Source organism: Granulicatella sp. WM01 (assembly GCF_004570605.1).
In the GTDB taxonomy this organism is placed as follows: Bacteria; Bacillota; Bacilli; order Lactobacillales; family Aerococcaceae; genus WM01.
Window position 1 is genome coordinate 1 of sequence record NZ_SPPB01000054.1, and the last position, 12,562, is coordinate 12,562.

The 12,562-nt window shown below is 33.3% G+C and carries 6 protein-coding genes and 2 pseudogenes; all 8 read left to right on the forward strand.

What is annotated here, in order from left to right; genetic code table 11:
• A pseudogene (locus E4T68_RS07120) lies at nt 1-255 on the forward strand (ISNCY family transposase); the annotation flags it as partial.
• 163 nt (nt 256-418) lie between these two features.
• Nucleotides 419-3,622, forward strand: a complete 3,204-nt coding sequence (locus tag E4T68_RS07125; RefSeq protein ID WP_135125521.1) for a DNA polymerase III subunit alpha — start codon at nt 419-421, stop codon at nt 3,620-3,622.
• Nucleotides 3,623-3,747: 125 nt separating this feature from the next.
• Nucleotides 3,748-4,710: a 6-phosphofructokinase gene (gene pfkA, locus E4T68_RS07130; protein ID WP_135125523.1), complete on the forward strand. Its 963-nt coding sequence runs from the start codon at nt 3,748-3,750 to the stop codon at nt 4,708-4,710.
• Nucleotides 4,711-4,742: 32 nt separating this feature from the next.
• Nucleotides 4,743-6,155: pseudogene (gene pyk / locus E4T68_RS07135) on the forward strand (pyruvate kinase); the annotation flags it as partial.
• A gap of 824 nt (nt 6,156-6,979) precedes the next feature.
• The gene (locus E4T68_RS07140; protein ID WP_135125527.1) at nt 6,980-8,242 is read left to right on the forward strand and encodes a UDP-N-acetylglucosamine 1-carboxyvinyltransferase; all 1,263 of its coding nucleotides are present in this window, start codon (nt 6,980-6,982) and stop codon (nt 8,240-8,242) included.
• A 13-nt stretch (nt 8,243-8,255) separates the two neighbouring features.
• Nucleotides 8,256-9,518, forward strand: coding sequence for a transcription termination factor Rho (gene rho / locus E4T68_RS07145; protein ID WP_135125529.1), 1,263 nt, complete (start codon nt 8,256-8,258; stop codon nt 9,516-9,518).
• A 465-nt stretch (nt 9,519-9,983) separates the two neighbouring features.
• Complete coding sequence (locus tag E4T68_RS07150) at nt 9,984-10,697, forward strand: pseudouridine synthase (protein ID WP_135125531.1); 714 nt, start codon at nt 9,984-9,986, stop codon at nt 10,695-10,697.
• 111 nt (nt 10,698-10,808) lie between these two features.
• Complete coding sequence (rny, locus tag E4T68_RS07155) at nt 10,809-12,407, forward strand: ribonuclease Y (RefSeq protein ID WP_228099276.1); 1,599 nt, start codon at nt 10,809-10,811, stop codon at nt 12,405-12,407.
• Nucleotides 12,408-12,562: the final 155 nt, after the last annotated feature.

A 12,562-nucleotide genomic window follows, 5' to 3' on the forward strand; every position in this document is an offset into this window, starting at 1 on the left:
CACACAAAAGCGTTGGTTATTGAAGCATTTAATGGGGATATTTTCTTGAATATCGCTGACAACATTTATGCCACACGTTGTTTGTTAACACATGAAGAGCATTCAGCGGTGTTTGATTTGGGTGAGAATATAAAAAAAGAAAGACGCCAATACGTTCCACCACAATCACATCCGTGGAAACTGGCATCTTTCAAACGCTATCTCAAGAGTATTGGAAAAACTCTTGAAGAGTATCAAGACAACAAGCCTGCTTGATACTTTAATAGCATACATTATTTTGCCCTATAAGTGCAATGATTTTTTTGAAAATCATTGCACTTATAGTGGCCCACATTTTGGGACATTTTCATTTTCGATTGACATATTATTTTATCTTATTATAGTGTATAATAAAAAAAGAAGGAAGGAGAGAGTAGATTTGTTTACACCATTACAAGTTTATAGTGCCAATAGTTTGTTAAAAAGTCCTATGTCTGTAAAACAGTATGTTGCTGATGCATTTAAAAAAGGCTATACAACTCTAGTGTTGAGCGAATGGAAAACTTTATCCAGTTCTGTCGAGTTTATACGTTTGTGTCAGGAAAAACAACTTAAAGCCTTAATTGGATTAGAAATCCCTTGGAAACATTATACACTTCAGTTATTAGCGTTAAATACAACGGGCTATTTTGAACTTGTTGATTTGTCAAGTCGGTTATTAAGTAATCAAACGTTCTTACTTTCAGATTATCCTAATATTGCGTGTATATTAACGCAAATAGTATCCTTAGAGCATCTTGAAGAATTACGGGAGTACTGTAAAGAGCGTGTTTATGTTGCTGTGCAAGTACAAGAAATTGAGCTATATGAATGGGCAAATAAATATACCTTACCCATGTTAGCCAATAAACGTGTGATGTATGCTAATCCAAGCGACTACCGAGCATTAAAAATTTTGAATGCTATTGAAACCAATGACACACTTAATCGGATGAGTATTCAAGATGTTGGAAAAGATTATTTGCCAAAAGCTAATGATTTTAAATACCAATTTGAGCAAGAGAAATTAGGGCAAATTATTCAGAATACACAAGCATTTTATGATTGTATTGAACTAAACATTCCAGTGCAGCAGACTTTATTGCCAAAATTTTCAGAACGTGCGGATGATTTATTAAAAGAAATTGCTTTTAAGGGGTTGCGTGATAAACAGTTAGACACATCGATTTATGTGGAGAGATTACATAAAGAATTAGCGATTATTGCACAGATGAAATTTTCAGATTATTTTTTAATTGTATGGGATTTAATGAAATATGCCCATAAAGAAGGGATAATGACTGGAGCAGGTCGTGGCTCGTCGGCTGCATCATTGGTGTCGTATTGTTTAAATATTACAAAAGTTGATCCAATTAAGCATCATTTGTTGTTTGAGCGATTTTTGAATCCTGAACGGTATACAATGCCTGATATTGACTTAGATTTTCCAGATAATAAACGCCAAGATATGTTGCATTATGTCGCACAAAAGTATGGATATGATAAAGTGGCACAAATTTCTACATTTGGAACGTTTGCAGCTAAACAGTCATTGCGTGATGTGGCTAGAGTGTTTGGGTTTTCTCCTAAAGAATTAAAACAAATTAGTGATATGGTGCCATTTGAGTTGAAAATTACATTAAATAGAGCTTTGGAACAGTCAACTAAATTAAAACAGTGGATTGAAAAAAGTGAGCTTAATCAAGAAATTTTTCAATTGGCATGCAAAATTGAAGGTCTACCTAGACATGTATCCACTCATGCAGCAGGGGTTGTGATTAGTGATAAACCGTTGTCAGAATTGACACCTGTCCAACATTTAGATGGACAAATTCAATTAACACAAATGACCATGCAAGATGTTGAATATATTGGATTGCTAAAAATGGATTTTTTAGGTTTAAAAAATTTATCTATTTTAGCTGATGCTCAAACGGCAGTTCGGCAGTTTGAGGATCAATTTGATATTTGGCACATTGATTGGCAAGATGAACAAACTTTGCAAGTGTTTGCTAGAGCAGATACAGAGGGGATTTTTCAATTTGAATCAACTGGAATTAGGCGTGTTTTGGAACAAATCAAGCCACAATCTTTGGAAGAAGTCGCTGCAGTAAATGCTTTATATCGTCCAGGTCCTATGGAACAGATTGGACATTATGCTTTGCGAAAGCATAAACGTGAGCAAGTGAGTTATCCTCATAAAGATTTACAACCTATTTTGGAGGAAACCTACGGTATTATTGTATATCAGGAGCAAGTAATGCAAATAGCTTATCAAATGGCAGGATTTTCTTTAGGTGAAGCTGATTTGTTACGCCGTGCTATTGGGAAAATGAAAAAAGATGTTATGGCATCTGAAAAAGTGCATTTTATTACTGGAGCACAAAAACGAGGGTATTCACTAGAAGATGCGACAACAGTTTATCAGTATATTGAGAAGTTTGCTAATTATGGATTTCCAAAATCTCATGCTTTAGCTTATTCTATGTTGGCCTATCAGCTCGCATATATTAAAGCATATTATCCACAAGCCTTTTATTTGGCATTGTTGCTACATACAAATGCTAAAAGTGAACGTTTTACAATGTATTTAATGGAAGCTAAACGACATGGTATTGAAGCCGTTGTGCCTAGCATTAATCAGAGCCAAAGTATGCATAGAATCTTGTCAAATAAACGTATTTTATTTGGGTTGTCTGCTATTCAAGGGATTAGACGTGATATGCGTCAATATATATTAGATGAGCGTAAACGTGGAGGGAAATTTACTTCTTTTGATAACTTTATTGATCGTATGCCAGATAAGTATACTAAAGATGAGTATTTAGAAACGTTAATTTACGCAGGTGTTTTTGATGAATTTGGTGAAACAAGATCAAAGTTAATTAACAATATTTCAGTTACTAAAACAAATAAAAATTTACTGGATAAAACTTTTTTGACACCAATATATGAAGAAGTAGTAGAAATTCATTCAGATGTGTTAATGGAAAAAGAAAAAGAAATTTTAGGATTTAGTGTATCTACACATGAATTAGATAAATATGCACATTATTATGATAAGCAGTATATCCAATTTTCTCATCATGTATTGGAAAATGATTATGTGTATTTATTAGGGTATTTAAAAAAAATACGGAAGATACAAACTAAAAATGGGAAACGTATGGCGTTTGCTGTGTTAGAAGATCAGTTTGCAAAAATATCTTTAACGATTTTTCCAGAAGTATATACACGACATATTGCACATTTTGAAGAAGATACAGTAATTGTAGTATCAGGTAGAATTGATTTAGATAATCGGGGAGAAAAAATTTGTGTGGTTAATACAATGTATACATTACACGATTTTGAACAAAAAATTTATCAAAAAGAGCATATTTGTTTTATTAAGGTAAAAAATATTGCTCAACAACAATTGGTTATTAAAGAATTGGTAAGACACAAAGGAGATACACCAGTTGTTATGTATTTGGAAGATACGCAACAGTATCATCAATTACCTGAAAAATATAACATCAATTTTCAGAAACAACTACAAGATGGACTTGCCTTTATTGTAGGAGAGGACAATATTGTATATAAAAAAAGAAAAAACGTTTAAAAATTTAGAGATAACACAAGACATTTTGCGTAAAAAATGGTATGATAACAATGAAAAGTGAGTGAAAAGTACATTGAAAACAATATAATCTTTTCATTAATAAAACATGTTTTAGAGGTGAGGAAATGAAACGCATTGCTGTTTTAACAAGTGGTGGAGATGCACCAGGCATGAACGCAGCAGTTCGTGCAGTCGTTCGTAAAGCCATTAACGAAGGAATGGAAGTTTTTGGCATTAACTACGGATATGCAGGCTTAGTTGCAGGAGATATTCGTCAACTAAGTGCAAAAGATGTTAGTGACACAATTAGTCGTGGAGGAACGTTCTTATATTCTGCACGCTATCCAGAATTTTCACAGGTTGAAGGCCAATTAAAAGGCATTGAGCAGTTGAAAAAATTTGGAATTGAAGGCTTAGTTGTTATTGGAGGCGATGGATCGTATCGTGGAGCCTTAGCTCTAACTAAACACGGTTTTCCAGCTGTCGGTATTCCAGGAACGATTGATAATGATATTCCGGGAACGGATTATACTATTGGTTTTGATACTGCAGTCAATACGGCTTTAGAAGCATTAGATAGAATTCGTGATACAGCAACAAGTCACATTCGTACGTTTATCGTTGAGGTAATGGGACGTAATGCAGGAGATATAGCTTTATGGGCTGGTGTTGCTAGTGGAGCAGAGCAAATTATTATTCCAGAAGTGGACAGTGATATGAAAGTTATTGCTGAAAAAATTCAAGAAGGACGACGTAAAGGAAAAAAACATACCCTGATTGTGTTGGCTGAAGGCGTTATGGGTGGTATTGAATTTGCAGAAAAACTATGGGGACATGGTGAACAGCATACTCGTGTATCTGTTTTAGGACATGTTCAACGTGGTGGGTCTCCAAGTGCAAGAGATAGAGTTTTAGCAAGTATGTTCGGTGCAAAAGCCGTTGATTTATTACAACAAGGCATTGGTGGTGTTTGTGTTGGTATTCGTCAAGATAAAATCATTTACAGTGATATTATTGAAACATTGGAAAACGGCAAACATCAGCCTAATTTAGATTTGTTAACATTAAATGAAGAAATTTCTGGTTAAATAAAATTATTTTTTACAAAGGAGTAAATCAAATGAAAAAGACAAAAATTGTATGTACTTTAGGACCATCTAGTCAAACTGTTGAACAGTTAGTTAAAATGATTAATGCAGGAATGAATGTTGCTCGTTTCAATTTCTCACACGGATCACATGAAGAACATTTAGAACGTTTTAATGCATTAAAAGAAGCACGTAAAATTACAGGAAAACCATGTGCAATCTTATTAGATACTAAAGGCCCAGAAATTCGTACACATGATATGAAAGATGGTGCTATTCAACTGGAAACAGGAGAAGTCGTACGCATTGCAATGACGCAAGTTGAAGGAACAAAAGATCGTTTTTCAGTATCTTATCCAGATTTAATTCATGATGTTAAAGTAGGCAGCCGTATTTTAGTAGATGATGGCTTAGTGTCATTAGAAGTTATTGAGATTGATGAAGCCAACCAAGATATTGTTACACGTGTTGAAAACTCAGGAATTATAAAAAATAAAAAAGGTGTTAACGTGCCTAATGTAAGTGTAAAATTACCGGGTATTACACCTAAAGATGAGGCAGATATTCGCTTTGGTATAGCAAATGGTATTGATTACATTGCTGCTAGTTTTGTACGTCGTGCAAGTGATGTGTTAGAAATTTCTAAAATTTTAGCTGAAGAAAATGCAACACATATTCAAATTATTCCTAAAATTGAAAATCAAGAAGGTGTTGATAATATTGATGAAATTTTAGCCGTTTCTCACGGATTAATGGTTGCACGTGGTGATTTAGGGGTTGAAATTCCAACTGAGGAAGTGCCTATTGTTCAAAAAATGTTAATAAAAAAATGTAATGCTGTTGGAAAACCAGTTATTACGGCGACTCAAATGTTAGATTCTATGCAACGTAATCCACGTCCAACACGTGCAGAAGCAGGAGATGTGGCAAATGCTATTTTTGATGGAACAGATGCTGTAATGTTATCAGGTGAATCAGCAGCAGGAGATTATCCATTAGAAGCTGTGACAACAATGGCAAATATTTGTATTCGTACAGAAAAAGCATTGCAAAATTCTCATGTATTTGATTTTAAACAATTTAAACACGATACAACAGAGGCTATTGGACGTTCAGTTGGACACAATGTACGTAATTTAGATATTGATACAATCGTGGCAGCGACAGCTTCAGGTCATACAGCACGTATGATTTCTAAATATCGTCCAAATTCTAATATTATTGCATTGACATTCTCTGAAAAAACACAACTAGGTTTGTCATTAGTGTGGGGAGTTCATGCAGTTTTGGTTGATCCAGTTCAATCTACAGATGATATTTTTGAACAGGCTGATATTGTTTCTAAAGAAACAGGCTTTGCTAAAACTGGCGATACAATTATTGTAACGGCAGGTGTTCCAGTAGGTCGTGCAGGAACAACAAATATGATGAAAATTCAAGAAGTTCAATAATACATTATAATAAATGATAATGGATTCGTGTTGATGAACGAAAGGTTCGTCAACGCGATTTTTGTTTATGAAAAATGGCATAAATTTGTGTTACACAATAAAAGGTTAACATATAGTATTCTATGTAAAGTCTTGTAAACTCAAAATCGTATAAAGCTATTGTCACGTTTATGAGTTATATAATTAATATTTTATCTTATGGACCAAAAAAATTAATGTAATAGTGGCATTTATGTGTATCGTTATTATTTTAAGTGTTTATTTCTATTTAGTAGCATGTTATCAAACAATGAATAGTATGTATGAAGTGTTCAAAAAATAATTAACATCATATTATTAGATAAGCGTGATGATTTAGTCGTTGTTATCCATAATACTTATTAATGCTAGTAAACTAACATTTAAGATAATTTGAACCATGATTAGTGGCTGTCTTATCTTAGGTTAGGAGTATTAGAAAAAATAAGGATATAAATATAGAAAATTAAACAGAGAATGATGTAAGCTGTTAAAAAATAGTGTAATGGCTAAATTTTTATTGGCTACGATAATTGAATTAAATAGGGGATATCAATTTTATATTTTAGATACTATAAGTTTATTATTTTAGTTAGAAATGATAAGGGGAATTTATAAGAAAATTGTACTAAATAAAGACAGATATATAGACAATTTTATGATTTTAAGCTATTCTAATGAATGGCTATAAAAACTAGCATTATGATGTATGAGATAAAGAAAATAGGGATACGTGATTATGCATATTTATGACACTCTATTTTTTATTGTAAAACAGTAAGATGATTAGGAGATAGGAAATGAATAAAATTGTAATTAATGGAGGGAAAAGTTTATCAGGAGAGATTGTTATTAACGGAGCAAAAAATAGTGTTGTGGCACTAATTCCGGCTGCCATTTTAGCGGAATCTCCTGTTACTTTGGAAGGTGTACCAGATATTTCAGATGTCCATTCCTTAATAGAGATTTTAAAAGATTTTCATGTAGATGTTACTTTTGAAAATGGAGTATTAACAATTGATCCTACACATATTCAATCAGTCCCTATGCCGACTGGAAAAATTCAAAGTTTAAGAGCATCGTATTATTTTATGGGAGCTACTCTAAGTCGATTTAACGAAGGAGTCATTGGTTTACCGGGAGGATGTTTTTTAGGACCACGTCCGATTGATCAACATATTAAAGGATTTGAGGCTCTTGGGGCAAGTGTAAAAAATGAAAGAGGAGCAATTTATTTAAAAGCTAAGGAACATGGATTAGCAGGTACACGTATTTACTTAGACGTTGTGTCTATTGGTGCAACAATTAACTGTATTTTGGCTGCTGTGAAAGCAAAAGGAAAAACAATTATTGAAAATGCTGCAAGAGAACCAGAAATTATTGATGTTGTTACATTATTAAATAATATGGGTGCAAAAATTCGTGGAGCTGGGACAGATGTTATTCGGATTGAGGGAGTATCTCATTTAAGTGGGTGTACACATACAGTTATTCCTGATCGTATTGAGGCAGGAACTTATTTAGCATTAGCAGCTGCATGTGGTTCTGGAATACGTATTAAAAATGTTATTGTTGAGCATATAGAAAGTTTTATTGCAAAATTAGAAGAAATGGGTGTGCAGTTAGCTATTGGAGAAGATGATATTTTTGTGTACCCAAGTGAGACTTTAAAAATGGTGTCTATAAAGACGCAACCTTATCCTGGTTTTGCAACAGATTTACAACAACCTATTACACCATTATTATTAAAAGCCAATGGTACAGGAACCGTAATGGATACTATTTATCCTAAACGTGTGAAACATATTGCAGAATTAGTGCGTATGGGAGCAATGAGTAAAGTTGAAGGAGATACAATTCATTTAACGGGATCTTTAGATGGTTTAACAGGTGCAAAGGTTCAAGCGAGTGATTTAAGAGCTGGTGCGTGTTTAGTTATTGCAGGCTTAATGGCAAAAGGTACGACAGAAATTTACGGTGTTGAACATATTTTAAGAGGATATGCACACATTATAGATAATTTAACCGCTCTTGGAGCAGATATACAAATGATTCAAGAATGAAATGAGGAATGGTATGGAAAACGTATGGACTTTAGAACAATTAGATAAAGAGCCATTAAAAGAAATTTATAAATATGCTAAAGAATTGAATATCCCTTCGTATAGTCAAATGAGTAAAAAAGAATTATGTATGGCAGTTATTCGTGCTCAGGAAGAAACACAAGGTTTTTTTACTGTTGAAGGTGTATTAGATATTATTCAAAGTAATTCTGATGTATATGGTTTTTTAAGAGCAATCAATTATACACCTAGCCAAGAAGATATTTATATTTCTAATTCGCAAATGAGACGTTTTGATTTACGTAAAGGAGATTTAGTTAAAGGAACAGCTAGACGTCCAAAACAAGGGGAACGACGAAATGGACTGATGCATGTATTAGCAGTTAATGGAGAAAATCCAGAAAAGGCAAAAGATAGAAATCATTTTCCAGGACTTGTTCCAATTTATCCTAATCGTCAAATCACTTTAGAACATCAGCAAAAAGAATTGACAACACGTTTAATTGACTGGGTAGCACCTATTGGATTTGGTCAGAGAGGCTTGATTGTTGCACCACCTAAAGCAGGGAAAACATCTATTATTAAAACAATTGCTAAAGGAATTAAAAAAAATCATCCAGATACACATCTGATTTTGTTATTAATTGATGAACGTCCAGAAGAAGTGACAGATTTAGAAAGAAGTGTTGATGGAGAAGTTGTGTATTCAACCTTTGATCAACAGCCAGAAAATCATACACGTTTGGCAGAACTTGTTTATGAGCGTGCTTTAAGACTGGTAGAAGAACGTAAAGATGTTGTTATTCTAATGGATAGTATTACACGTTTAGCTAGAGCGTATAATTTAGTGATTCCACCTTCAGGACGTACGTTAAGTGGAGGAATTGATCCTGCTGCTTTTTATAAACCTAAACGTTTCTTTGGAGCGGCACGTAATATTGAAGACGGAGGAAGTTTAACCATTATTGCAACAGCTCTAATTGATACTGGTAGTCGTATGGATGATGTGATTTATGAAGAATTTAAAGGTACGGGAAATATGGAACTACACTTATCAAGGGAATTGGCACAAAGACGTATTTTTCCTGCTATTGATATTAAACGTTCAGGTACTCGCCGTGAGGAATTGTTATTAGATAAGAAAACGATTGAATCAACTTGGAAAGTGAGAAATAGTATGAAAGGTGATTCTTTAGAATACACAGAAGCTATTTTAAAAGGCATGTCAGCGACTAGAACAAATCAAAGTTATTTTAAAGCCTTACGTGAAGAATAAAAGAATACTCCCAAAAGTTAGAGTACAGTAAATTTTATTGTTTGCCAGTTAGATAAAGTATGAAAATTTTATTAATAGATATAGTGAAACAAACTGAACATAATGTGTTAAATATAGACTGACAATGTACATAAGATTAACAAAAACAGAAAAATAGAGTAAACAAACAATCGTATTGGCAACAAAAGAGGGAGTCAACACGATTGTTTTATATTACTTAGTGAAGTAAATTAATATCATTTGACAAACCACTGTCAAATATAAGTGTACTCACTTATGCCACGCATTAAGTCAATAAAGGTTTAAATCAAAACAAAATGATTTTAAATTAGGAATAATTATCCTTGGTCTGAAGTCATTTTTTTAATGTAGGAATTTTTAGTTGTATTTGTTTGCCTTAATAAGTTGTCATCTTATTTGTTTTAACGTATAGTATAACTAAGAAAAGTAAAGAGGAAGAAAAAGATGCGATTAGATAAATTTTTAGTTACAGTAGGCATTGGAACACGTAAAGAAGTTAAGAGTCTTATTAAGCAAAAAAGAGTGAGTGTTAATGGTCAAATTGCAAAGCAAAATGATTGCCACATTGATGAATATCTAGATACAGTTTGTTTAGATGATAGTGCACTCGTGTACAAAAAATATGTGTATGTTATGTTACATAAACCGCAAGGAGTCGTCAGTGCTACAGAAGATGCAAAAGATAGGACAGTTTTGGATTTGTTGGATAAGTCTTATCAGTCAGTTTTTCCAGTAGGGAGACTAGATAAAAATACGGAAGGATTATTATTGTTGACAAATGATGGGAAATTAGCGCATGATTTACTGTCACCTAAAAAACATATTGATAAAATATATTTTGCTTTATTAGAAAAAAATGCTAGTCATGATGATATTTTAGCCTGTCAACAAGGTGTAGTGCTAGACGATGGATATTGCTGCATGCCAGCAAAATTAGTCATATCTAATGAACAACCAAATGCTGTTCATATCACAATACAAGAGGGAAAATTTCATCAAGTGAAAAGGATGTTTCAAGCTCTTGGAAATAAAGTGATATACTTAAAACGAGAGTCTATGGGAACATTATGTTTAGATGAGAAGTTAGCTCTGGGAGAATACCGAGAATTAACGTCTGAGGAGTTAGTAGCATTAAAAGATTTGGTACAACAGAAATAATATTTGACATTAAACTGTAATATAGATAAAATAAGTAAGCATACGACATAATGCAAATAATTGAAATTATAATGATTGAATAGAAATATAAATATGATAGGAGGTGCCGATATGGGTCCTAATGACATGCACCAGGTTACCACTATCATTGTTGCAGTGTTAACAGCTATTATTGGAATAGCAGCTGGATATGTATTTCGTAAATCGACTTATGAAAAAAAACTGGAAAAAACACGTCAAACGGTTGAGTTATTATTAGAAGATGCGAAAAAAGATGCAGATATGACATTAAAAGACGCTGAGTCGGAAAAAAAAGCATTATTATTAAGTGCAAAAGAAGATGTTCAACATTATCGTACAACGGTTGAAAACGAAGTGAAAGAACGTAGGAATGATGTTTTAGAGCAAGAAAAACGTATTCTTCAAAGAGAAACAAACTTAGACAAAAAAGATGAATTACTTGTAAGACGAGAACAATCTATTAATGATAAGGAAAAAAATCTTGAAAGTCGTCATCAGCAGTTAGTGGAGGAAGAACAAAAAATTCAAGAATTGCTTGTACAACAAGAAAAGGCTTTAGAAGAAGTTGCTTCCTTAACAAAAGATGAAGCAAGAGAGCTTATTTTAGATGAATTGAATCAAAAATTAGAGCACGAACGTGCAGCATTTATTCGTGAGTCAGAAGATGATGCACGACGTGTTGCAGATCGCAAAGCAAAAGATTTGATTTTACAAGCTATGCAAAGAAATGCGTCTGATTTGGTTTCAGAAAATACCGTTTCAGTTATTGCCTTACCAAGTGATGATATGAAAGGTCGTATTATCGGACGTGAAGGACGTAATATTAGAACACTTGAAACTTTAACAGGAATTGACGTTATTATAGATGATACACCAGAAGCAGTCGTTTTAAGCGGTTTTGATCCAATTCGACGAGAAATTGCAAAAATGACTTTAGAAAAACTCACTAAAGATGGACGTATTCATCCAGCACGTATTGAGGAAATGGTTGAGAAATCACGTAAAGAGTTGGATGAACGGATTAGAGATATTGGGGAAAAAGCAGTATTTGATGTTGGTGTACATACGTTACATCCAGATTTAATTAAAATTTTAGGGCGATTGTATTTCAGAACAAGCTATGGACAAAATGTATTGAATCATAGTATTGAAGTAGCACGCTTATCAGGATTGTTAGCGGGCGAGTTTGGGGAAAATGTTGATTTAGCCAAACGTGCAGGTTTACTACATGATTTAGGAAAAGCTCTTGATCATGAAGTAGAAGGTTCGCATGTTGAAATTGGTGCAGAATTTGCTAAAAAATATAAAGAGCACCCAATTGTAGTTAATGCAATCGCTTCTCATCATGGCGATGTTGAGGCAACATCAATGATTGCATCGATTATAGCCATTGCAGATGCATTGTCAGCAGCTAGACCTGGAGCACGTAGTGATTCGTTAGAAAATTATATTAAACGCTTGGAAAAATTGGAAGAAATTTCAAACAGTTTTAAAGGCATTGATAAGAGTTATGCCATTCAAGCGGGACGTGAAGTACGTGTACTAGTTAAACCTAATGAATTGAATGATGATCAGACTATCATTTTGGCTAGAGAAATTAAAGAGAAAATAGAATCTGAATTAGATTATCCAGGACATATCAAAGTAACAGTGATACGTGAATTACGTTCAGTAGAATATGCTAAATAATTGTTATTATGTCAAAAAGCTAAAAAAGGGGTGTACAATAAATCGTGTTGGTGAACAAAAAAGTTCGCCAACACGATTATTTTTTTATAGAAAAAAGTGAAGCAAACCAGTAAACTATAAGTTGAGAGAAAATAGTAAAGAGGTGCTTCACATGG